Raw genomic sequence first — 20,839 nt, 5'->3', positions numbered from 1 at the left:
AGGCCGATGACGTACCGGCAGCATTCAACGCGGCGCCAGCAAACGGCCCCGCGCGCGGCCGGTTGTCCGTGGAGACGTCACCATGCTATGCCGGATCCACCGGGACGGCGTCGGCCTCCGGAGACGGGGATGGTGCGATGTCGTCGGCCCCGGCCACGCCCTGCCCTGCATCGGCCTCCAGCAGAAGACTGGCTGCGGCATCGTCTGCTGGCGGCGTTTCGCCGGATTGGGATCTCTCCACATCACCCGCGCTTCCAGCCTCACTCGCCGGACGGCGCGCGTCGAGCGCATTCATCTCCCGCCGCAGGCGTGTCGCCAGATTGCGCGCCCCGTTCGCCACGTCACGCACCTTGCGCTTGAGCGCCGCCCGTTCGACATCGACGGCCTGTTGGGTGATGATTTCGTGGATCTCGAGCGTCTGCAGCAAGGGCATCAGCTGATCGAGCTTGCCCAGGATTTCCAGATACCGGCGGCTGCTCGACGACAAGACGCCCACCTCCAGATCCAAGGGGACGGTGTCATAGGTCGCGGTGCTGGTGATGCCATTGGCATGGAACAGCGCTTCGGCACCGTCGATCGCCTTGTTCAGATCCTCGGCCACCTTGTCCATCTGCGACCGGATCAGCACCTCGACCTTGCTGACGTCGTCATGGTTCAGCCGGGTGCGCGAGATCACCGAGATGAAATGAATGCCCAACTGGAAGGTGTTGAAGTAGCGGATGAACAGGCGCTTGCCCTCGGCACTGGCAAAGCTCGCCTTGATCTTCAACGAAGCCGCTTCGACGCGGCGGAAGTCGGCCTTGGTTTCCTTCGCTAGGATGCGGGCGTTGACACCCCCTTGGTCGTGCTTGACGAAATCAATGTCGGCCATGATCGAGTTCTCCTGAGGCAGCGCTGCCCGGATCAATGATCGGCAATGCAGCCACGGGTCGCCACGCGAAACGGCCACGAAGTCAGGCTGCTTTCGGCATTAGCACGCATTGCTAGAGCATCAGGCATTGACGCGCAAGGGGCGGCCCTCTACTGTGCGAAGCATGCAGTAGCTGGCCCTGCACCCCTGGCAAGCCCTGGAGTTTCCATCGACACGGTCTGAGCGCGACGCGCTCGATCGCTGTCTCCATGTAGCGCTTCCCGCCGGCGGCTTTCGAGGCCGGCCCCGAGGGTAGCAACGCCCTCGGCCTGGCGCCGAAAGCTTCCCCCGCCGGTCGCTGGCACACCGGCCCCATGGCGCATCCCGCCGTGACCCAAGCCAGCCCAGAAATCTCCGATCCGTCTCGCGGATCCGTCCACCCATCCACCCCTTGGGGCTCATCGCCCCTTGATTGGTGCGTTGGCTCCTGCTTTCTCCAAGGAGCCCACCATGCTGCACCCCAGCGTCGCACCCGAGTTCCGAGCTGCTTCCTCCGTCTGCCCCGAGCCACAGCGGCCTTTCTTCCACGTCCTGCTCGACAGGCTTCAAACCGATGCTTCGCCGCCCCCGGCAGCAGCGGCCTTGGCTTCGCTGGATGCGGACCAAGGCTCTCCCATCGAATGGAGCGAGGAAGACGTCGTGCTGCTGCACTGGCGGCTGCTCAAGGAAATCGGCCGCCTGGCCGATCCCGAAACACCGCTGGAAGAGAAGTTCGACACCTTGCGCTGGGTCTTCACCGAGCGCGACAAGGATCTCCGGCCCTTCAGCTTCGTGTCCTGCCTGCGCGTGGTGGGCTGCAGCCCGCTGTCGCCCCTGCCGTACTGCGGCCTGGTCGATGTTGAGGAGGTGCGCGACTTCATCCGTCTCGCCATCCCCCAATGGCTGCAGCAGACCCTGAAGCGCTACCCCAGCTGGGTACGCGAGGCCATCGTGGACCACCCCGACTGGGTGGAAGCGCGTCTGGCCCGCAACCCGCAGTGGATCAACGAAGAAGTCAGGCGTTTCGCCAGCGAGGGCGACCTCTTCGCCTGACTGCCCATCAACCCCGTCCGAAAGGAGTCCGCCATGAAGGACGTTCTTTGCCTGCTGGCGATCTTCTTCGCCTACGGCCTGGCCGGCCACCTGGACTACCAGGATGCCGTCGCCATGGAAGAAGCCATGCGCCAGGACGATCCGCCGTCCTGCGCCACGCCGCAGTTCGAGCCAGCGCCTGCGCGCTTGGCCCGGGATGAACCCCACCCCCCACCGGCGTGCCGGCCGGAGGATCACGAGGGGATCGAAAAATGAACCACATCGCACGCACACCGAGCCGCCCGGCCGCCCTGCTCACGGTCCAGGCCCTGGGCGACATCGAGTACCTGGTGAAGGAGAGCGAGGTGCTCACCGGCCAGGCCGGCAGAAGCTTCGTCATCGCCGGGGCCGACCGTCTGTCCTATCGGGTGCACTGGCATCCGCTCGGATTCAAGGTCGAGCGCCTCGACGAGAGCGGCGACGTCCTGAATTGCCAGCACCTGCTGCCCTGGGAGTTCCCTCAGCACAGCTTGGCCCAGGCCCTCGCCTGCGGCCAGTTGTTCACGGCACCTGTGCCGCACGTGTCCAGCGCATTTGGCGCGCCCGGCACCCACGCCTGATTTCTTTCACCCCGCCAGCGGGCCCGCCCGCTGTGCGGGCGGGCGCTGGTCTTTCAGGAGATCACGATGAAGATCCAGATCCGTTTCAACGAGGAAGGCGCACTGCGCAACCAGCGCTATGCCTTCACGAACCGTTTCACACTGGTCACCGAGCTGCTGCAGAACGCCCGCCGCGCCGGCGCGCGCCACATCACCATCGAGCACCGTCCCGAAGATCAGGTGCTGCGCGTTGTGGATGACGGCCACGGCGTGGCAGATTTCCAAAAGCTGCTGAGCTTCCACGAATCCGGCTGGGACGCGGGCCTGGCCGGCCAGGAGCATCCCTTCGGCGTCGGCTTCACCAAGTGCCTCTACGCGGCTTCACGCATCGTGGCCGCATCGGGACGCCAGCAGGTGGACATTGATAGCGCTGCAGCCCTGCAGCGCGAGCCCTTCGACGTCACCACCAAGCGGCGCGTCGTGAACGGCACGGTCATCGAACTGCATGGCGTCGAGATCAGCGATCTCGCCAAGCAGATGGAGACCCTGTGCGAGGGCTTCCCGGTCGACGTGGTGTTCAACGGCACGCCGATGGCGCGCCGCTATGCCGAAGACAAGATTGCGTTGAGCCCCACGCCGATTGGCGTGGTTCATGTCAGCGGCGCCCGCGACGGCAAGGCCACCTATGCCACGCTGGTGTTCCTTCAGGGCTTCTGCGTTCATCGGCCCAGGTTCTTCCAGGCGGACTCCGTGAATGTCGTTCATCTCGACCCGCAGCAGTTCATGGCCCGGCTCCCCGATCGGGATCAACTGATCGACGCCGACCAGCAGCTCAAGCGGGTCGATGCCCAGGTCAAGCAGTCCTGGCGCAGCATCCTCGAGGTGGCGAAGACCCAGCTCAAGCCGCAGGACTTCGTCGCAACCTACTTCGACGCGATGCTCCAGTGGCAGCATCAGGATCTGCTCAATGACATGGACGAGCTGCCCGCCGCGCTGTTCCAGCGCATCTCGGGCTACCCCTTCCAGACCCACTACGGACAGCAGGGCTTTCTCGAGCCTGCCGCTGCGGCCCCCAGCCGCGAGGACATCGAGTCCGGTCAGGTCACGCTGGTGTCCATGGGCGCAGTCAGCGAGGAGAACGCCGCGCACTGGATGCTGGCCCGGCAAAATCAGTGGCTGCTCACCGAGGCTTACCGCCTGGACAGCAACCATTGGCTTCATCCGCATGTCCGTTACCCGGATTTGGAGAAAGCCGTAGTCGAACCGCAAGGTGAAACCGCGCGCATCACGTTGGAGGGCCGCTGGGTCTGGCCACAGGTCGTCCTCTGCGAGGCGGTCAATATCCGCTTCGGCGGGCACGAGGCCATCCTCGTGGATGACGGGGTATGCCACGAGGGCAATCTCCTGATTCCCGCCAACGAGGTCTCGGGTGAAGCCATGCGGCAGCTGTCCGACTTCGTCGATGGAAACGATCACTACCGTGATGACGACGCCGAGGCCGATTGCATGGCGCTGGCCGACCTGATCCGCAGGCTGCGGTCGACGGACCCGGTCGCCACGCTCAGCTCGCTGCTGTCCGAACTCGGCCTTGGCAAGTACGCACTGTTGCACGGCCGGCGCTTCGAGGTGACCGTGGGCGTGGGCGGCATGCCGGGATGCTCGGTGGAACTGGTCGGCGCGGAAGAGGCGCTCGCATCCGACGGAGGCGGCCATGCAGAATGCTGAATATGCTGCGCGCATAGAAGCAGTCAAGCAGCGCGCCCATGGCCGATGGACGGAGATCCTCGGCGCCCTGGGCCTGGACGAGCGCATGCTCAAGCGCAAGCCCATGCCCTGCCCCGTCTGCAGGGATGGTGTGGACCGTTTCCAGTACACCGACAAATACGGCGAAGGGAACTACCACTGCCGCAAGTGCGGGCCCGGCGGGGGCTTCAAGCTGCTCCAGGCCTGCAAGGACATGGACTTCCACACCGCGCTGTGCGCCGTCGAGAAGCTGGTCGGCCTGCTGCCACCTACGGCACCTGCCGGCGAAGCCGCGCCGGATCGCATGAAGAAGTTGGTGCAGCGCATCTGGAACGAAGCCCGTCCGGTGACGCTGGGCGATGAAGTGGACCGCTACCTGCGCGGCCGCGGACTGGCCTTGAGCCACTATCCCGACTCGCTGCGGTTCCACCCTGCCCTGGGCTACTACCAGAAGGAGGGTGCGGCCAAGGCGCGCAAGGTGGCCGAATACCCGGCCATGCTGGCCAGCGTGCGGGATGCCCAGAGCGCGGTGACGCTGCACCGGACCTACCTGAACGCAGGCCGCAAGCTGGATGCACCCGATGCGAAGAAGGTGCTCTGCAGTGGTTTCGTCGGGGCAGCGGTCCAACTGGCCGAGGCGACGGAGGAACTTGCCGTGTGCGAAGGCATAGAGACAGCGATTGCGGTCTTCCTGGCCACAGGCAAGCCCGTGTGGAGCGCCCTGAGCGCCGGCAATCTCGAAAAGCTCTGGATTCCGGAGACCGTCAAGCGCCTGTGCATCTACGGCGACAACGATGCCGACGGCGATTTCACGGGACAGGCCAGCGCCTACGCGCTGGCGCGCCGGGTGAAGCGCGAGGAGGCACAAAGCGGCCCGAGAACGGTCCAGGTGTTCCTGCCCAAGCTGGCAGGAACCGATTGGGCTGACGTGTGGCTGCAGCGCCAGGAATCCTCGGTGCTGCGCGCCGCGTGATGTTGGTTTCGGGGGTGGGTTCGCTCACTCCCGGGCCCTTTCAGTGCAGGTTCGAGGTGTTCGCTCTGCGCCTGTACCGAAAAGGTTTCTCCCTCTGGTCGCTGCCAGACCAGGCCGTTCACGACACCCATCGTGCGGCGAAGGCAGCCTTGGAGTTTTTCGCGCAATTCGATTGCGCATCGTGGATCGGTTTGCACCGGTCCTTCATCAGCCCATGCGGGGATGTATCCCCGTCGGGGCTCTGCCGTCCCCGCTTTTTCTGTTCCCCAAAAGGAGATTCTCATGAGAAGCGGACGTACCCTGGTCAGCCTGGCCCATGAACTGCAGCGCCAGCTTGATACCAAGAAGGATCTGGTGGTGCCCTCGCCGCTGGTGCGCCACAGCACCAGCGAGGACGGCGGCACCACCCTCGTCATCGAAGAGGCCGGTGGGCCCGCGAGCTACGGCGTCACGCCGCTGGCCCGGCGCCAGCTTGCCGACAAACTGAGCATCCCGTATGCCTATTTCGAGCGCATGCGCGAGAACCAGCCCGTGCTGCTGGACCGCAATGTGAACACCTGGCTGCAAAGCGAAGGCGACCGCCGTCTGCTGCGCACGCTCGATGGCCGCGTGCGCGCTGTGCTGTCCGACCGCTATCGCCGTCTGGACAACTACGACCTGGCCGAGCATGTCCTGCCCATCCTGCAGGGTCTGCCCGAGCTCAGATTCGAGTCTGTAGAGCTGACCGAGACGCGGATGTACCTCAAGTGCGTCACGCCGCAGCTCAAATTCGAGATGGCGCCCGGCGACATCGTGCAGGCCGGGATCGCCATCTCGAACTCCGAGGTTGGCCAGGGGACGCTGTCGGTGCAGCCGCTGCTGTTCCGCCTGGTGTGCCGCAATGGCCTGATCGTCGCCGACCGGGCGCTGCGCAAAACCCACGTCGGCCGCGCGCTCGCCCAGGAGGATGAAGGCGTGACGGTCTACCAGGACGACACCTTGCAGGCCGACGACAAGGCCTTCTTCCTGAAGGTGCGCGACGTCGTGCAAGCCGCCGTATCGGACGTGACGTTCCGGCAAGCGGCGGTGAAGATGCAAAAGACCATGGGCATCAAACTGACTGGCGATCCGGTGCAAAGCGTGGAAGTGCTGGCCCAGCGTTACACGCTGAACGATACCGAACGCTCGGGCGTGCTGCGCCACCTGGTTGCAGGAGGCGATCTGTCGGGCTATGGCCTGGTCAACGCGGTGACCCACTTCAGCCAGGAGGTCGAGGACTACGACCGGGCGACCGAGTTCGAGGCATTGGGCGGCAAGCTCATCGAGCTGACGGCCGCCGAATGGAAGCCGCTCGCCGAAGCGGCATGAACCGCGTGCGCGGCCCATAGACGAAACCGTGGCGGGAGGGGATGCCCCCTTCCGCCCGTTTTCACGCGCCTGTGCATGCCGGCGTCAGGAGAACACCTTCACGCTGATCGCGCTGCGCACCTTGCCCAGGATTTTCACGCGGCGCCTTGCGGCCGCTGTTGTCCCTGTCCACTCGTAGTCCTGGTAGGCCTTGTTGTCGCACTTGAGCACGATGCTCCGGTCCATGCGCCGTTCCACCCGCCGGATGTACAGACTGCCGTTGCAGTTGAACGCATAGATTCCGTTGCCAGCCAGTTGCGTCACGGCTGAATCGACGAAGACCAGATCACCCGCCTTCAGATGGGGAGCCATTTCGTCCCCAGGCACCTGCATTGGAATGCCCAGTTGGCCATGGTGGGCCAGAGAATCGGTGATGGCCTGGATGCAGTTGGCCACCTCGATGAGCTGGGCGCAGTGGGCCTCATCGTCAGCGAGTGGTCGCAGCGCGCCGATGATCTCGTCCGCACTGCAGCCCAGGCCCGCGCACAGCCGGGCGAACGATTCCAGATCCGGCAAACCAGGCTCGCTGGCATCGAACCATCGACGCACGCTCTGGGCCGCGCGCTGCGTGATCCCGGCCACATGCGAAACCGTCTTGTCGGCGGGAATGCCCATGGCGACCAGCCTGGCCTGCAGGCGGTCACGCACACCAGGAATCAGGTCGAGATCCCCATCAAGAGATGCTGCAAAGGAACGCCCTGCGCGGCTCACTGCACGGCTGTCCTCCAGCCTTCCACGCCGATCCACTGGCAAGCGTGGCACCACGCGGCTCGACGACGTTGTCTTGGCAGTCACATGACCTCCCGCCGAAAAAAAACAAAAGCGCGTGTTTTACCGCTACTTTTGTTACCGGATGTGGCCGACTTCGGAAACGACCGCCAACCCCTGCTCTTTACGGTGGCGAATTCAGCCAGCCCTCGAGAAAGCAGCAATTGATGCGCACCAGTTCATGGTCGACAGCATATGCTGACTATGACCTTACCACCACCTCATCCCCGAATCGAGTACCCGTGAAACATTGTTGACACTCCCCTCCAGAGGGGCATCGAGGAACGATCATGTGCCACCTGCTTCTATCCGATGTGCAATCCACCAACCTTCAATTCCTCTATGCCATCCTCGTCGGCACGGAGCGCGACATGGTGGAGACCTGCCGCAAATTCAACCTGCATGCGGCCCAGGCCGAACGCCTGCGCACCCTGACACCTGCCGGGGTCTGGAGCCTGGTGCATGCGGTCGGCCAGACCTCCCTGTTCGTTCCGCGGGCCGATCTTGTCGCGCTGATCGACTCGCCGCCGGCGCTTGCGGGCACCTTGGCCGCCGCGCGTCCGCCCCGCCCAGCGCCGCCCATGCAGATTCAGGTGTCCCGATAGATGCCGGGCACCAAGATCAGCCAGCGCATGCGGGCGCTGCAACTGGCCCGCGATTGCGCGGCATTGGGCGCACGCATCCGGACGATCCACCATCTCACTGGGCTGCGACCGCGCGAGTTGCTGCACCTGCTGTTCAATTCGCATACCATGCCGCCCTGTGGCAGGGCCCCGAATTCCCGCGAGTGGTACCACCGCGCGAACCTCGTGCAGCGGATCGAGGCGTCCATCGTCATCGCCAACTTCCGGCGCATGCGCCATCTGGGTTTTCCGGCGCCTGAAGCTCTGGTTGGCGCGTACCGCTATTACCAGTCGATGTACCGGCCCCCGCCTCGCATCAGCTTTGACCGGGCATTCGATCTCGCGGCGCATACCGAGGGCTTGTGGATCGCCAAGGCCCCCAACTTCCGCCTGGCATCGTGTTCCCGCTGTGACAGCGAGTTCCTGGACACATTCGCAGGCGCCGACACATCCGCACGACCCTGCCCTTTCTGCCAGTTGCTCGATCGGCACGCCCGCGATCCGCGCCTCACCGCATCCTTCGCCGAACCGCCAACGGCTTCAGAGGAGTTGATCGCACACCTGATGCCCGTGCTTGGCGCGGTCACGGATGCCAATGGCGAAACCCCCTCCAATTCGTCTTCATTGCCGCCAGCCGAAACCTAGCCCTTCCTGAACAATGAATCTTCATGGCCCCGCGCGGGCATGGAGATTCTTCGATGGCTCCCGGCACCTCATCGTCCACCACCGGCGTACAACCGTTCGCATCCTCGGATCCCGGCTTCGAAGCACTGCCCTTGGCCGCGGTCATCGCGGGACACCAGGCGCTTCTGGGCCGGATCAAGCTGTGCTTCGGCGCGGATCGCGCCACCTTCGAGCGCGAGCTGATGCCATTGGTTCAGGGCTATGCGCGTTTCGTGCACTTGCTTCCCGCCACCGCCGACAACTATTTCCACACGCCCGGCGGTCTGCTGCAGCTCGGGCTGGAGACGGCATTCTTCAGCCTGCAGGGCACGGACGCACACATCTTCTCCGGCCGTGCGACGATCTCCGAGCGCCGTGAACTGGAGCCGCGCTGGCGCATCGCGACCTTCATAGGCGGACTGTGCTGCGAACTGCACCGGACGCTGACCCACCTCATCGTGACCACTGCGGACGGCGAGGAGTGGCCGGCATTCCTGGGAGGTCTGGCGCCGTGGCTGGAGCAGCGAGCAGCCGATCGCTACTTCGTGCGCTGGCGCGCCAATGCGCGAGAGTCCCGGGGCGTGGGCCTGTTCGCCCTGGCCCACGTCGTCCCGGCAGAAGTGCTGCAAATGCTGGGAGATGGCAATTCCCTGGTGGTGCCGCAGCTGTTGGCCAGCATCGCGGGTCTCCCCCAGTACCGCGAGCACAACGTTCTGGACGAACTCGTGCGCCGGTCGATGGCACTGGTCATCGACCGTAACCTGCTGGCAAGCGCCGACCGTTACGGCAAGCCCCAGTATGGCTCTCACCTTGAGCGCTATCTCGTGGACGCGCTACGACGCCTCGCCGCCGGCCATTCCACGTGGACGCCGAACCGCGACAAGAGCCGTGTCTGGCTGGGGCCGGAGGGGTTGTTCCTGGTCTGGCCGGGGGCTGCGGAGGATGCGTTGTCGCTGCTGGAAAGCGACCAATTGGTCGGTATCCCGAAATCGCCCCATACCCTGCTGGAGTTGCTGCTAGAGGCGAAGGTATTCGTGGCGGCCGGCGTCGGCCGCGAAACCTGGGACATCCAGCCGCCGGGAACGAAGACGTCGATCGAAGCGGTGAAGCTCGCCAATCCGTCTATCTTGCTGGCGGGCCTTGAGCCACAGCCCACCGCCCTGACAGCAAACCTCCTCGCTGCGCCTTCACCACCAACGAAGCCACCTGCTCAGGCTGCCAACGCGAAGCCCGCAGTCGCTGGAGATTCGCCCGCAGCCATGACGAGCGTGTCGTCACCTCCAACCACGCCCCCACCCGACGTATCCGCGGCAGCCGCACCAACAGAACAGCTGTCGCTGCTGGATGCCACCGGCAATACCGATGCGCCCGAAACTGCGCCGCAAGAAGCCGCTGCCGTGGTTGAAGCACCGGCTTCAGTCCCTTCGAGGGCGGAGCCAACCGCCATATGCCTGCAAGCCCCTATGCGCCTGAACCCTGCCGTGCGCAAAGCCCTGGCCGAAATCGTGGCGACCCTCAATGACGGTGCCTCTGCGTCGGATATCTCCACGGTGGCCGAGGGCGTCTTTGTGCCGCTGGCTGATTTCGAACAGCGCGGCATACAGCCCAGCATCGCGATCCGCGCGCTGGACGATACGCGGATGATCCGGCGCCTGCACCCAGACGGCCCGCCAACGGTTTCGCGCCAGATCGGCGGCACCACCGTGGTAGGCGTGATCCTGGCGTCCGCGCACGTCGAAGGCCTGGATCCTGCGGCCTTCGGCCTCGCTGCCGAAGGAGACGCGGTCACCCCTTCCGACACTACCGCCGCACAGCAGCGAGGCCGCTGACATGCTGGTGCGCAGTTACGAAATGCCCTGGCGCCGCGCCTTCGAGGCCCATTCGGGGCTGGTGTGGCTGGCCGCCTCGCTCTACTTCGCAACCATTGCGCTTGCCGGCCCATTGCCTGTCCTTCCTTCACTCGGACTGGCTGCCGCCTGCCTGCTGATGGCGTGCCGACGAATGGCCCAGGCGGTACGGATACTGCGGCTGCGCGGATCCCTCGGCGGGCGCCGCATCCAGGTGCTGAGCGCGCAGGAGCTGGGGCGACTGTGCACCGATCCGGCCCAGGTGTTCCTGGGCTTCGGCTTCGAGTGGAGGCCCGTGCATGCGCAGCGCCTCTACGAACTCTCCAAGGTGGACTACCGCGAGTTCAAAGTGCCCGAGTGGCTGCAGCATGCCATGGGGCAAGGTGGCACCGCACAGCCCGATGCCGAGATCGGCCTGCCCTACATCCACGGGGTAGAGCCGACCGAACATGCGCTGCGCCGGCCGTTGCAGAACTTCGAGGGCGGCACGCTCCTGGTCGGCACCACGCAGTCGGGCAAGGGCGTGGCGCTGGCCAACCTGATCACCCAGGCCGTGCGCCGCGGCGACGTCGTGATCGTGATCGACCCCAAGAACAGCCGCCGCCTCAAACGGGTCGTCGAGCGGGCCTGCGAGGACTACCGCGAGGCGGACACCTTCATGGAGTTCCACCCCGCCTTTCCGGAGCGCGGCGTCCGCCTGGACTTCACGTTCAACTGGCAGAAGCCCACCGAGATCGCATCGCGCATCCAGTCCATCATGCCGCCCGACACGGCCGGTGCGTTCACGGCCTTCGGCTGGGACGCCGTCAACGTGGTGGTGCAGGGCCTGGTCGAACTGGAGGAGCGGCCGAATCTCATCAAGCTCACGAAGTACATCGAGGGCGGCATCGAGCCGGTGCTGGAAGCCTCGCTGCGACGCTTCTACGAGCAGTTGCTGGGCCATAGCTGGCGCGACCAGCCCGAGATGCGCAAGCTGCTGCACGATGCGCACCGGGGGAACATGCGCAGGCCCTCCGAGGCGGCGAGCGCCGACCTGATGGGCTTCGTCGCCTACTACGAGCACCACGTCGCGCAGAACCAGCGCAACAAGGTGCTCGATGCCCAGGTGCGCACGTTCCGACACAACCGGGAGCACTACCAGAAGATCACGGCGAATCTGTTGCCGATCCTCTCGATGCTGACCTCGGGCGACTTGGGCCGCAGCTTGTCGCCCGATCCCTTCGATGCCGACGATCCGCGCCCGATCATGAACTTCGAGAAGATCGAACGCGGCGACCATGTGCTCTACATGTGCCTGGATTCGCTGCCCGATCCGTCGGTCGCATCAGCCATCGGTGCCCTGGCCCTGGCCGACCAGGCCGCCCGGGCCGGCATGCGCTACAACCTTGGCACCTACCGGCGCATCTCGCTGTTCGTGGACGAGGTCAGCAACGTCATCAACCAGCCGCTGATCGAGGTTCTGAACAAGGGCGCCGAGGGCGGCATCTTCGCGACCTGCGCCATGCAGACCCTGGCCGACCTGGCGCGGCGCCTGGGCAGCGAGGATGCCGCCCGCATGGCGCTGGGCAACCTGAACAACCTGATCGCGCTGCGCACCAAGGATCGGCCCACGCAGGACTTCGTGGTCGAGACCTTTGGCAAGACGGCGATCCACACGGTACGCGTGGGCCTGAGCCACGGGGCCGACACGCATATCGGGGACTTCTCGTCGAGCTATTCGACCCAGCTCACCGAGAGCTTCGAGGAGGTGGTGCCGGCGGATATTCTGGGCAAGCTGCCGAACCTGCAGTACTTCGCGTCGGTATCGGGCGGCCGCATCATCAAGGGCCGCTTTCCGATCATCAATCCGGATGCGGACGCACAGCCACGGGGAGCGGCCGCATGATCCGGGCCGTCGCCGTCATCTCCCTCGTTCTGCTGCTCATACTGGTGCTGTACGTGCCTGCCGTGCATCCGCCCGAGCGCTTCCTGGAGCAAATGCGCAGCGAGCACCAGGTGGCTGTTGAATTCTGGGGAGCGGAACCCGCCTACCGGATGCTCGATCGCGCCATACGCCTGCAGTCCAATGCCGCCGAAGCCAGTCCTCTTCCGGCGCTGAGGGACATGCCCAAGAGCCACGGCACCAACCAAGCGGTCGCCTCCGAGATGAGATCAGTCAATCAGCGCCTGTTCAACAACGCCTACTTTCGCTCGGTCGATGCGCTGCTGATGCTCGCGAGCTATCGCCTGTCCGGTTTGCTGGAATGGCTGCCTTGGCTGATCCCCCTGGTGCTGGCCGCCAGCACTGACGGCTTCTTGCTGCGCATTGTTCGGTCGAAGGAGTTTTTGCTGCACGATCCGGAGATGTTCGCCGTGTGGTGCTCACTTCTGATCATCACCGGCTGCGCGACGGTGGTCGCATTCGTGCTGCCTGTCCAGTTGCATCCAGCCATGCTGGCCGCTTCGCCCATTGCAATGACCGTGCTGCTGGGCCGCGCGATCACGCATTTTCATCGGCGCGCATGACCGAGCCATTGCCCGCTACAACTCGGCCTCCGCCATCAGTTCGGTCATGCTCATCTCCATCGCTTTCGCGATGCGAGCGATCGAGACGATCCCGGGATTCTGGCCGCCGCGTTCGATGCTGCTCATGTAGGAACGATCAATGGCACTTCGGTGTGCGAGTTCTTCTTGAGAGATGCCTCGCGCGCGCCGGCTGCGGCGAATGGCACCGCCCAGTGCGATGAGCACCGGGTCGTTGGCGTGCCGAGGCGAGGTAATGGGCATCCCCGCATGGTGGGGATATGATGCCAATCACACCACGGACGATCTTCCACATAGCCGACCAGTGGGAGAGCGTGCGACCGGTGTTGTGTCCGTCAATGCTGGACTGTTCCCGCTAACTCTGGACTCGTCTCGCATTGACGCATTGCATCATCTCTGTCGAGGGCACGACCATGAACACAGCCTGCATCGATCGCCTCCGGGAGTTGGCGGAATCCATCACCGCTCTCTCATTATCCCATTTGCAGCCAGCCACACGTGCCAAGCTGTACCGGAATGACCTGTCGGTGAATGCCTATCCCACCGAGTTTGGAGGACTGGTCTACGTCGGTTCACCACCACACCGCATTCCCGTCGAGACTGATCTGGCACTTATCGCGGGACTCTCGGCCCATGCTGGCATTGAATGGCTATTTTTCGACGCCGAGGGGCCGGTCGTTAACGGGCTGCCCGTGTTCGACACTCACCAGTCCACTCCCTGACGCCAATCAGAGTGGAAATCGCTGAGTCCTCAAGCAGTCTCGCCTCTCGCGTTCTCTATGGCATGGACACCAAAGCAGGCTGATTGCGAAACACCCCTGAGTTGAGCTTCATTTCCGGGTGACTTGCATTCAGCCCTCTCCTATTCTCTGTCCATGCGCTGACGCGCGTGTTCAATGAACTCCAGGACACGAGGACCCATGCCATGCTGATTGCCATGCCGAACACCAGCCCCGCAAGCCAGCCCCCCGAAGGAACTGCCGGCACCAGCGACGTGGTCGAGACGCGGCTCTGGCTGGAGGAGCACCACTGGCTCTATGCCCTTCTGCGCAGCGAGAGCAATGTCGCTCCCACGTTCCGCATTCCGGATCTGATGAGTGCCTGCGTGGCTCTCGTCTTCGGCAATGAAGATGCCGCGGAACGCATCTTTGGCTTTCTCGGGACCGCGCTGGTCATGCGCTCGCCTACCACGCCACGCCGGCGCGAGTCCTTGTGGCGCCCCCAGTTCGAGCTGCTCCACGATCTGCAATGCTCGCCTGCCAACAGGCATCCCAACCCCAAGTTCCAGCTCGACCAGTTGACCACCGCCTGCGTGGCGCTGTGCCAACTGCAGGATGACTCGGGCGCAGCCGTGCTCGTCCAGGCACGCCGCAACATGGTCGAGCGGCACTTGACCCACCTCGGGCCGCGGCACCAGCGATGACCGTGCGGCATGGCGCCGCTCACCCGCATTGACCCTCCGGGCCCCCGCCCGGCTTACCCGCCAAGACCTTGACCGGCACGCCGGCCCTCACCCCGTGCCCGCGCCGCAGCGGGCTTGTCATGAACCACTGGGGGGTGTTCGATGCGCTTGCTTGCCGTTTTCATGATGGCGATGCTGCCGACCGCTTCAGCCTTGGCCACGTGCTGGGACACGGCGGCGCAACGCTACGGCATTGCGCCAGAGTTGCTCTACGCCGTCGCCCGTACCGAGTCGAGCCTGAATCCGCGCGCGGTGAACCGCGCGCACGAGAAGCGCACGGGCAGCTACGACATCGGCCTGATGCAGATCAACAGCCGGCACCTGCCCCGGCTGGCTGGCTTCGGCATACGCGAAGCTGATCTGTACGACCCCTGCGTGAACCTGCAGGTGGGGGCGTGGCTGATGGCTGACAGCTTCGCGCGGCACGGCGTCAGCTGGAACGCCGTGGGCGCCTACAACGCAGCGTGCACCCAGCTCAAAGGGGCCGCCTGCACACAGGCCAGAGCCACCTATGCATGGAAGGTGTACCGGCATCTGCCGTCAGCGCGTGGTGTGGATCAGGGTACACGGCAGAAGGCCACCGCCGTCGTGGCGCAAGGCCAGGGCCTGCGCGTGAGGGTTTCGCCATGAGGTGCTTGACACCTGCGGCGCTGTACCACCGCTGCGCGCTGTGCGCGTGCCTGGCCATCTCGGCGTGCACCACGGCGCCGCCCAGCGCCATCGAGCCGCCCGCAGCGATGGCCACCAAGGCTTGGGCACGGCTGGCCCAGCACGGACATGGAGCGCAAGCCGCGTTCGCACTGTGCCGTGGCGACGCCTGTCCCCAACCCACGACCAAGACCTTGAACGCAGCACCAAGGGTCATCGCCCCGGTAGTGCCGGATCCCGTAGCCGATGCCCCGGTTCCGCTCATCGAATCGATGGGACCCGGCGAGCAGGTGGAGGAGCAGACCCATCAGGCAACGCCCATCACCGAGGGGCCGCCTGGCACGGAAACGCCACCGGCGGCGCCACAGCACGGTAGGTCACTCCCCGACCAAGAACGCTAACGAACACCCGACCGGGCCTTGGCCCCACCTCGCCACTGAGCAGACCGAACCGCACCACCCGATCGACACCCGTCTTTTCCTATTCCGGAGATTCGTCATGAGCACTGCCATCCTGTCCACTCCCACCACAGCCTCGCGGCGCGCCCCCGCGCGCAGGGTCCTCGGTTTTCTCTGTCTGGTCACGCTGGCCCTGGCCGGCCTGGCGCTGGCGTTCCCGAGCCATGCGCTGGATCTCGTCGCCTTCACGGGCATCACCGGCCCGCTCACGTCGGCCCTGACGCAGATCGCCGAACTGGGACCGGGCATCAAGGCTCTCGTGGGTTTTGTCGGCTTCGTGGTGGCGCTGATCTCGCTGTCCGCGCTGCGCAATTTCGGACCCGTGCTGTTCTATGTGGGCCTGGCCATCTTCGCAGCCGTCGGCCTCGTGATTGCCGGCGCGATCATGGGCGCGGTCGTCTGAGCCCCGGCGCATCACCATCCCGGAGGCCCACATGCAAGCGGACACCTATATCCCGCGGCGCCTGGACGACCAGTGGAAGATCGGCTTCTGGGACGTCGATGTCGCCGCGCCCATCGTCCTGGCCTTCTTCATCGGCTACCTGTCGGCCAGCAAGGCCGCGTTCGCGGTCTGCATGGCGGCCGGCATCGCCGTCTCGCGCTGGATCGCGCGGCTGAAGTCGGACAAGCATCCGGCCTTCGCGCTGCACTGGCTGTACTGGCACCTGCCGGTCAATCCCGCCACTGCCATGCGCGCCACGCCGCCCTCGCACATCCGCCGCATGGTCGGCTGAACCGGAGAAGCACCATGGACTTCGACCGGCTCAGAGGCGACCTCAAGGACATGCGCCGACGCAACCGGGGCCTGGGGCTCGCCGTCGGCGCCCTGGCCGTCGGCATGCTGCTCGCGCTCACCATCATCATCAACCTGCTGGGCACGGTGCGCACCGTGGTCGTGCCGCCCTCGATCAGCAAGAGCTTCTGGGTCACCAGCGACCGGGCTTCCAGCGAGTACCTGGAGCAGATGGGCAGCTTCGTCGCCTGGCTGATCCTGGACGTGACGCCGTCCACGATCGACTGGAAGAAGGACATCCTGCTGGGCTACGTCGACCCGGCCCAGTACGGCCCGCTCAAGACGCGTCAGGAGGTCGAGGCCGAGCGGCTCAAGCGCATCAACGCCGCGACCGCCTTTGCGCCCCAGCAGCTCGTCGCCAGCGAGGACACCCAGTCGCTCGTCGTGCGCGGCCGGCTGCGCACCCTGGTCAACGGCTACGAGACCGCCAACGACCTCAAGGCCTACCGCATCGAGTTCGGCCATGCCGCGGCTCGCATGCACGTCATCGGATTCAAGGAGGTGCCCTATGCGGTCAAGTGACAGCACGCTCACGCGGCCCTGGCCCGCGTATTTCCCGCGCACGCTCTCGCGCACTTTGGCCCTGCAGGGATCAGCCGGAAGCCGCATGGCCTTGCCGCCCACTTCCCGCAGCAATCCGTCGCACCAGCGCTGGCGCCGATTGCCGCCGGCCGCGCGCAAGGTGCTCGCCGTCACCGCCCTGTCCCTCGGCCTGCACGCCCACGCGCTGCAGGTCGTGGAGGCCAGCGACGGGGTGGCGGTCGAGGCCATCGTCTCCCTCAAGGAGCCCACACGCATCCGCATCGAGGGCGCGGCGATCACCGACGTGTTCGGCAACATCCATTCCAGCCATTGCGGCGGTGCCGCGCCGGCCATCTCTGCCGCACCCAACACCCCGTCAAGCACGCCCGGCCTTGCCAGCCCGGCATCGCTCACCTCCTCCTCGGTCAACCCGGCCGGGAACGTCATCGTCGAATGCGACCGCGACAAGGGGGAGGTCTACATCCGGCCCGTCGGCGATGCGCTGCGGCCGATCAACCTGTTCGTGTCGTCGGGCACGGCCACCTACACGCTGCTGCTGCGCCGTTCGGACACCCCGGCCGACACCATCGTCATCCGGGACAAGACGCCCGTGGCGCTGCGTTCCGGCGCACCCGAGGCGGCGCCCTCCGGCCCTGCACCCAGCCATGTGCGCGCGATGAAGGGCCTCCTGGTGGCCATGTCCTCGGACCGGGTGCCCGCCGACGTGCGCGTCGAGGAAGCCTTCAAGCCCATCCAGCTCTGGGCGGAAGCGCGCTTCACGTTGATGCGCCGCTACGAAGGCCGCGGCTACGTCGGCGAAAAGTACGCCCTGCAGAACGTGAGCCTGGCTCCCATGGTGCTGGCCGAGCAGGAGTTCGACCGTCCGGACAGCCGTTCCGGCGGGGAGATCACCGGCATCGCGATCGAGCACCACAACTTGCGGCCCGGCGAGACCACCAGCGTCTATGTGATCCGGCGAGGAGGTTCACGATGAGCACTCCTTCCATGCCTTCGGGGCCGTCCGGAACCGGACGGCCATCCAGCCATGCCGTGCGCGGCTGGCTGGAGCGGCTGTCGCCGCGCCAGCGCCAGTACGCGCTGCTGACCACCATCCTGGGCGGCGGGATCGGCCTGCTGTGGATGATCTTCAGCTTCGCGGGAAGCGATGCCAAGCCGCACGGCGGCCGCGCGGCACAGACCCAGCCCGGCGACGTCACCAACATCGGCGTGATGCCGCCGGGGGGCCAGGTCAATCCGGTGGACCAGTGGGTCGGCACCGCGGGGCGCAAGCTGGCCCAGTACGAGACCGAGCGCGAGGCACAGAGCCGGGTCAACAAGGACCGCGAGGCCTTCGAGAACAAGACCCTGCAGCGCTTCGCGGAACTGGAAAAGCGGCTGACCAGCACCCAGCAGGCCGCCGCATCGCCTCCTCCCGCGCCCACGCCAGCGCCGGCACCAGTGCCCGCACCGGCAGCCCCGACCACCATGCCGCCTGCGGCCGGCCTGCCGCCAGCGCCGCCCGCCCCGGGCACGGGCGCCATGCCCTCCGGCATGCCCACGTTCCAAGGCATGGCCGCAGCCACCCCGCCAGTGCCCGTGATCTCCCGCGTGACGCTCACTGAGCGCCCTCGCTCGTCCACCACGACCGGCGGCGACGGCCCCCACAGGGCCGAGGGAGGCGGCCAGGCATCGAACGCACCCAAGACGGTGTCCACCTTCCTGCCCGTGAGCTTCACGCGCGGCATTCTGCTGGGCGGCCTCGATGCGCCCACGGGCGGGCAGTCCCAGGCCAACCCGCATCCGGTGCTGATCCGCCTGTCGGACAACAGCGTGCTGCCCAACCAGTTCCGCGGCGAATACCGCGAGTGCTTTGTGGTCGCGGCGGGCTATGGCGACATCAGCTCCGAGCGCGCCTACCTGCGCACCGAGAACCTGTCCTGCGTGCGCGCCGACGGTGCCACGCTGGAAGTGCGCATCCAGGGTTCGGTCTACGGCGAGGACGGCAAGGTCGGCATGCGCGGGAGGCTGGTCACCAAGCAAGGCCAGATGCTGGCCAACGCGCTGCTGGCTGGCGTGGTCAGCGGCATCGGCCAGGGCTTGTCCACCGCCAATACCACCTACAGCAGCTCGCCGCTCGGGACCATGGCCAGCACCGACAGCAATGCCGATGCCTACCGAGCCGGCCTGGGCAGCGGCGTCGGCAAAGCACTGGACCGACTCGCCCAGTACTACATCAAGCTGGCCGAGAACACGTTCCCGGTCATCGAGGTGGACGCCGGCCGCCAGATCGACGTCGTGATCACCAAGGGCGTGCGCATCGACGTGCCGATGACCGCGTCCTCCCATTCCCTTGCCGAGCGCGGCCAGCGCCGCACCGCTTCCCCCGAAACCCGCTACCTGGAGACCACCGATGATGGCAACTACTGAATCCGCGCGCCGGAGTCACCGCTTCGCTTCGACAGTGCTCTGCGGTGTGCTGGCGGCTGCGGCGGCGACCGCCCAGGCCGCGTCTCCCGACGAGACCCGGCTGCTCGCCGCGCTGCGCAAAGCCCATCCGGGCACCGAGTTCACCGAGGTGTCGCGCACCGAAGTCTCGGGCCTCTACGAGGTCTGGATGAACGCCAACGTCGCCTATGTCGCGTCGGCGAATCCACGGTATTTCGTGTTCGGGCGGCTGTTCGACACCCAGGTCATGCGTGACATCACGGGCCCGAGGATCGCGCAGCGCGGGGGCCAGGATGCGCGGGCGCAGGCGGAAGCCGTCTCCGCCGCGCCGGTGCCAGTCGATCAGTTGCCGCTGGCCGATGCGATCAAGACGGTGCGCGGCAACGGCCAGCGCAAGCTCGCGGTGTTCAGCGACCCGAACTGCGTCTACTGCAAGCAGCTCGAACCGGAGCTCGCCGGCCTGGACAACGTCACCATCTACACCTTCCTCGTCCCATTCCAGGGCGAGGCCCGGCCGGTCGCCATCTGGTGCGCCGCCGACCGCGAGCGCGCCTGGCGCCAATGGATGCTGCAGGCCGATGCCAGCCTGCTGCAGCCCGGCGCGCAGTGCGAGCACCCGATCGCGCGCAACCTTGAGCTGGCGCGCCGGCTCCGCGTACAGGGCACGCCGACCATGATCTGGGGGGACGGCAGCCGCACCGACGGCTATGTCGGGCGCTCTGTGCTGGAAGCCAGGTTCGCGGAGGTCGGCAAGGTGGCCGTGGCCCAGCCGGTCAAGACGGAGAAGCGGCCATGAGCGCGCGCATCGCATGGATCGCGCGCAGGGCCTCTGCCGCCCTGCTGCTGCCGCTGGCCGGCTGCATGAACATGTCGGGCCTGAGCGGCAGCTCCAAATATTCATGCACCGCGCCGGAAGGCGTGGCCTGCGACTCGGTATCCGGCACCTACACCAACGCCCTGCACAACAACCTGCCCGGCCAACAGACGTCGGCCTCCCGCGGCGCCCCACAGGGCACTGCAGCGGAAACTATCGCATCACCGCCGGTGCGCCAGCCGATGGCCGGTGCGCCGCGCAGCATCGCCGACGGCAGCGCGGATGGCGCTCCGCCCCTGGCACTGCGCTCCCAGGCCCGCGTGCTGCGTCTGTGGACCAGGCCTTGGGAAGACGCCGACGGCGATCTCTGGGACCAGGGCTATGTCTATGTCCAGGTGGATGCAGGCCGCTGGCAGATCGACCATGTGCGCCAGCGCATTCGCGACCAGTACGCCCCGCTACGCCCGCCGCCAGCAGTTGCACCCGCCACACTGTCCAGTGGCGCGCCGGCAGTTGCCGGGTTCACCCCGTCCGAGTCTGACAGCGCCGCCCCTGCCGAGGGCGCCGTTCAGCGCCCCGCCCCATTCAGTGCCTTCCCCTCGCTCGCCCGTCCGCCGGCCGGCCTGGGGGCCCGTCCGCAGTGAGGCCGCC

24 protein-coding genes are annotated in these 20,839 nt (G+C 66.2%); 21 read left to right on the top strand and 3 right to left on the bottom strand.

Features of this window, described 5'->3' with window-relative positions:
- Positions 1-85: 85 nt before the first annotated feature.
- On the bottom strand, positions 86-871 hold the full coding sequence (locus tag R0232_RS16705; protein WP_060985798.1) for an AcaB family transcriptional regulator: 786 nt from the start codon (positions 869-871) through the stop codon (positions 86-88).
- Between the two features lie 489 nt (positions 872-1,360).
- On the opposite strand from R0232_RS16705, the gene R0232_RS16700 reads away from it, so the two are divergent.
- The 6 genes from R0232_RS16700 (at position 1,361) to R0232_RS16675 (ending at position 6,583) form a co-directional block, all read left to right on the top strand.
- Positions 1,361-1,942, top strand: coding sequence for a hypothetical protein (locus R0232_RS16700; RefSeq protein WP_060985797.1), 582 nt, complete (start codon positions 1,361-1,363; stop codon positions 1,940-1,942).
- A gap of 33 nt (positions 1,943-1,975) precedes the next feature.
- A complete protein-coding gene (locus R0232_RS16695) occupies positions 1,976-2,197 on the top strand; it encodes a hypothetical protein (protein WP_060985796.1) in 222 nt (73 codons plus the stop codon).
- Positions 2,194-2,541 carry a hypothetical protein gene (locus R0232_RS16690; RefSeq protein WP_060985795.1) on the top strand — a complete coding sequence of 116 codons (348 nt, stop codon included), beginning with the start codon at positions 2,194-2,196 and terminating at the stop codon, positions 2,539-2,541. Before R0232_RS16695 ends, R0232_RS16690 begins: the two co-directional genes overlap by 4 nt.
- A gap of 66 nt (positions 2,542-2,607) precedes the next feature.
- Entirely contained in the window at positions 2,608-4,245 is a 1,638-nt protein-coding gene (locus R0232_RS16685) for an ATP-binding protein (RefSeq protein ID WP_431512809.1), read from the top strand.
- Positions 4,232-5,236: a DUF7146 domain-containing protein gene (locus R0232_RS16680; RefSeq protein ID WP_066786508.1), complete on the top strand. Its 1,005-nt coding sequence runs from the start codon at positions 4,232-4,234 to the stop codon at positions 5,234-5,236. The genes R0232_RS16685 and R0232_RS16680 overlap by 14 nt, the downstream gene beginning before the upstream one ends.
- Positions 5,237-5,518: 282 nt before the next feature.
- Complete coding sequence (locus R0232_RS16675; RefSeq protein WP_060983776.1) at positions 5,519-6,583, top strand: DUF932 domain-containing protein; 1,065 nt, start codon at positions 5,519-5,521, stop codon at positions 6,581-6,583.
- Between the two features lie 84 nt (positions 6,584-6,667).
- On the opposite strand, the gene R0232_RS16670 is transcribed toward R0232_RS16675, so the two are convergent.
- Entirely contained in the window at positions 6,668-7,417 is a 750-nt protein-coding gene (locus R0232_RS16670) for a S24 family peptidase (protein WP_243721571.1), read from the bottom strand.
- Between the two features lie 263 nt (positions 7,418-7,680).
- Between R0232_RS16670 and R0232_RS16665 the strand changes: the two genes are divergently transcribed.
- The 5 genes from R0232_RS16665 to R0232_RS16645 are packed head-to-tail and all read left to right on the top strand — an operon-like array spanning position 7,681 to position 13,028.
- Positions 7,681-7,995, top strand: coding sequence for a hypothetical protein (locus tag R0232_RS16665; protein ID WP_060983777.1), 315 nt, complete (start codon positions 7,681-7,683; stop codon positions 7,993-7,995).
- The gene (locus R0232_RS16660; protein ID WP_133156800.1) at positions 7,996-8,658 is read left to right on the top strand and encodes a FlhC family transcriptional regulator; all 663 of its coding nucleotides are present in this window, start codon (positions 7,996-7,998) and stop codon (positions 8,656-8,658) included. It begins immediately after the preceding gene.
- Between the two features lie 53 nt (positions 8,659-8,711).
- Positions 8,712-10,505: a MobH family relaxase gene (gene mobH, locus R0232_RS16655; protein ID WP_060983779.1), complete on the top strand. Its 1,794-nt coding sequence runs from the start codon at positions 8,712-8,714 to the stop codon at positions 10,503-10,505.
- A 1-nt stretch (position 10,506) separates the two neighbouring features.
- Complete coding sequence (traD, locus tag R0232_RS16650; RefSeq protein ID WP_431512808.1) at positions 10,507-12,408, top strand: conjugative transfer system coupling protein TraD; 1,902 nt, start codon at positions 10,507-10,509, stop codon at positions 12,406-12,408.
- On the top strand, positions 12,405-13,028 hold the full coding sequence (locus tag R0232_RS16645; RefSeq protein WP_060983781.1) for a DUF4400 domain-containing protein: 624 nt from the start codon (positions 12,405-12,407) through the stop codon (positions 13,026-13,028). Before traD ends, R0232_RS16645 begins: the two co-directional genes overlap by 4 nt.
- 15 nt (positions 13,029-13,043) lie before the next feature.
- On the opposite strand, the gene R0232_RS16640 is transcribed toward R0232_RS16645, so the two are convergent.
- The gene (locus R0232_RS16640; RefSeq protein WP_041835951.1) at positions 13,044-13,289 is read right to left on the bottom strand and encodes a helix-turn-helix domain-containing protein; all 246 of its coding nucleotides are present in this window, start codon (positions 13,287-13,289) and stop codon (positions 13,044-13,046) included.
- A gap of 170 nt (positions 13,290-13,459) precedes the next feature.
- Between R0232_RS16640 and R0232_RS16635 the strand changes: the two genes are divergently transcribed.
- From R0232_RS16635 to R0232_RS16590, 10 genes are all read left to right on the top strand, one after another.
- Positions 13,460-13,768 carry a hypothetical protein gene (locus R0232_RS16635; protein ID WP_060983799.1) on the top strand — a complete coding sequence of 103 codons (309 nt, stop codon included), beginning with the start codon at positions 13,460-13,462 and terminating at the stop codon, positions 13,766-13,768.
- 203 nt (positions 13,769-13,971) lie between these two features.
- Positions 13,972-14,469, top strand: coding sequence for a hypothetical protein (locus R0232_RS16630; RefSeq protein WP_060983782.1), 498 nt, complete (start codon positions 13,972-13,974; stop codon positions 14,467-14,469).
- A gap of 141 nt (positions 14,470-14,610) precedes the next feature.
- Complete coding sequence (locus R0232_RS16625; protein WP_060983783.1) at positions 14,611-15,138, top strand: lytic transglycosylase domain-containing protein; 528 nt, start codon at positions 14,611-14,613, stop codon at positions 15,136-15,138.
- A 516-nt stretch (positions 15,139-15,654) separates the two neighbouring features.
- Entirely contained in the window at positions 15,655-16,017 is a 363-nt protein-coding gene (locus R0232_RS16620; protein WP_060983785.1) for a hypothetical protein, read from the top strand.
- Positions 16,018-16,048: 31 nt separating this feature from the next.
- Positions 16,049-16,348, top strand: a complete 300-nt coding sequence (traL, locus tag R0232_RS16615; RefSeq protein WP_011804814.1) for a type IV conjugative transfer system protein TraL — start codon at positions 16,049-16,051, stop codon at positions 16,346-16,348.
- A gap of 14 nt (positions 16,349-16,362) precedes the next feature.
- Positions 16,363-16,929, top strand: a complete 567-nt coding sequence (gene traE / locus R0232_RS16610) for a type IV conjugative transfer system protein TraE (RefSeq protein WP_060983786.1) — start codon at positions 16,363-16,365, stop codon at positions 16,927-16,929.
- An 85-nt stretch (positions 16,930-17,014) separates the two neighbouring features.
- Positions 17,015-17,923, top strand: coding sequence for a type-F conjugative transfer system secretin TraK (locus R0232_RS16605; protein WP_243721572.1), 909 nt, complete (start codon positions 17,015-17,017; stop codon positions 17,921-17,923).
- Complete coding sequence (locus R0232_RS16600; protein WP_060983787.1) at positions 17,920-19,356, top strand: TrbI/VirB10 family protein; 1,437 nt, start codon at positions 17,920-17,922, stop codon at positions 19,354-19,356. The genes R0232_RS16605 and R0232_RS16600 overlap by 4 nt, the downstream gene beginning before the upstream one ends.
- A complete protein-coding gene (locus R0232_RS16595; protein ID WP_060983788.1) occupies positions 19,340-20,170 on the top strand; it encodes a DsbC family protein in 831 nt (276 codons plus the stop codon). Before R0232_RS16600 ends, R0232_RS16595 begins: the two co-directional genes overlap by 17 nt.
- Positions 20,167-20,832 (top strand): TraV family lipoprotein, encoded by a 666-nt coding sequence (locus R0232_RS16590; RefSeq protein WP_067512335.1) that lies wholly within the window; start codon positions 20,167-20,169, stop codon positions 20,830-20,832. Before R0232_RS16595 ends, R0232_RS16590 begins: the two co-directional genes overlap by 4 nt.
- Positions 20,833-20,839: the final 7 nt, after the last annotated feature.

Origin of the sequence: Variovorax sp. DAIF25, assembly GCF_050711835.1 — a bacterium.
Taxonomy (GTDB): domain Bacteria; phylum Pseudomonadota; class Gammaproteobacteria; order Burkholderiales; family Burkholderiaceae_C; genus Variovorax.
This window is presented reverse-complemented; position numbering and strand designations above follow the sequence as displayed.

Coding starts and splice junctions, on each gene's coding strand:
- R0232_RS16705 (WP_060985798.1), bottom strand. CDS start 871: ATGGCCGACATTGATTTCGTCAAGCACGACCAAGGGGGTGTCAACGCC.
- R0232_RS16700 (WP_060985797.1), top strand. CDS start 1,361: ATGCTGCACCCCAGCGTCGCACCCGAGTTCCGAGCTGCTTCCTCCGTC.
- R0232_RS16695 (WP_060985796.1), top strand. CDS start 1,976: ATGAAGGACGTTCTTTGCCTGCTGGCGATCTTCTTCGCCTACGGCCTG.
- R0232_RS16690 (WP_060985795.1), top strand. CDS start 2,194: ATGAACCACATCGCACGCACACCGAGCCGCCCGGCCGCCCTGCTCACG.
- R0232_RS16685 (WP_431512809.1), top strand. CDS start 2,608: ATGAAGATCCAGATCCGTTTCAACGAGGAAGGCGCACTGCGCAACCAG.
- R0232_RS16680 (WP_066786508.1), top strand. CDS start 4,232: ATGCAGAATGCTGAATATGCTGCGCGCATAGAAGCAGTCAAGCAGCGC.
- R0232_RS16675 (WP_060983776.1), top strand. CDS start 5,519: ATGAGAAGCGGACGTACCCTGGTCAGCCTGGCCCATGAACTGCAGCGC.
- R0232_RS16665 (WP_060983777.1), top strand. CDS start 7,681: ATGTGCCACCTGCTTCTATCCGATGTGCAATCCACCAACCTTCAATTC.
- R0232_RS16660 (WP_133156800.1), top strand. CDS start 7,996: ATGCCGGGCACCAAGATCAGCCAGCGCATGCGGGCGCTGCAACTGGCC.
- mobH (WP_060983779.1), top strand. CDS start 8,712: ATGGCTCCCGGCACCTCATCGTCCACCACCGGCGTACAACCGTTCGCA.
- traD (WP_431512808.1), top strand. CDS start 10,507: ATGCTGGTGCGCAGTTACGAAATGCCCTGGCGCCGCGCCTTCGAGGCC.
- R0232_RS16645 (WP_060983781.1), top strand. CDS start 12,405: ATGATCCGGGCCGTCGCCGTCATCTCCCTCGTTCTGCTGCTCATACTG.
- R0232_RS16640 (WP_041835951.1), bottom strand. CDS start 13,289: ATGCCCATTACCTCGCCTCGGCACGCCAACGACCCGGTGCTCATCGCA.
- R0232_RS16635 (WP_060983799.1), top strand. CDS start 13,460: ATGAACACAGCCTGCATCGATCGCCTCCGGGAGTTGGCGGAATCCATC.
- R0232_RS16630 (WP_060983782.1), top strand. CDS start 13,972: ATGCTGATTGCCATGCCGAACACCAGCCCCGCAAGCCAGCCCCCCGAA.
- R0232_RS16625 (WP_060983783.1), top strand. CDS start 14,611: ATGCGCTTGCTTGCCGTTTTCATGATGGCGATGCTGCCGACCGCTTCA.
- R0232_RS16620 (WP_060983785.1), top strand. CDS start 15,655: ATGAGCACTGCCATCCTGTCCACTCCCACCACAGCCTCGCGGCGCGCC.
- traL (WP_011804814.1), top strand. CDS start 16,049: ATGCAAGCGGACACCTATATCCCGCGGCGCCTGGACGACCAGTGGAAG.
- traE (WP_060983786.1), top strand. CDS start 16,363: ATGGACTTCGACCGGCTCAGAGGCGACCTCAAGGACATGCGCCGACGC.
- R0232_RS16605 (WP_243721572.1), top strand. CDS start 17,015: ATGGCCTTGCCGCCCACTTCCCGCAGCAATCCGTCGCACCAGCGCTGG.
- R0232_RS16600 (WP_060983787.1), top strand. CDS start 17,920: ATGAGCACTCCTTCCATGCCTTCGGGGCCGTCCGGAACCGGACGGCCA.
- R0232_RS16595 (WP_060983788.1), top strand. CDS start 19,340: ATGATGGCAACTACTGAATCCGCGCGCCGGAGTCACCGCTTCGCTTCG.
- R0232_RS16590 (WP_067512335.1), top strand. CDS start 20,167: ATGAGCGCGCGCATCGCATGGATCGCGCGCAGGGCCTCTGCCGCCCTG.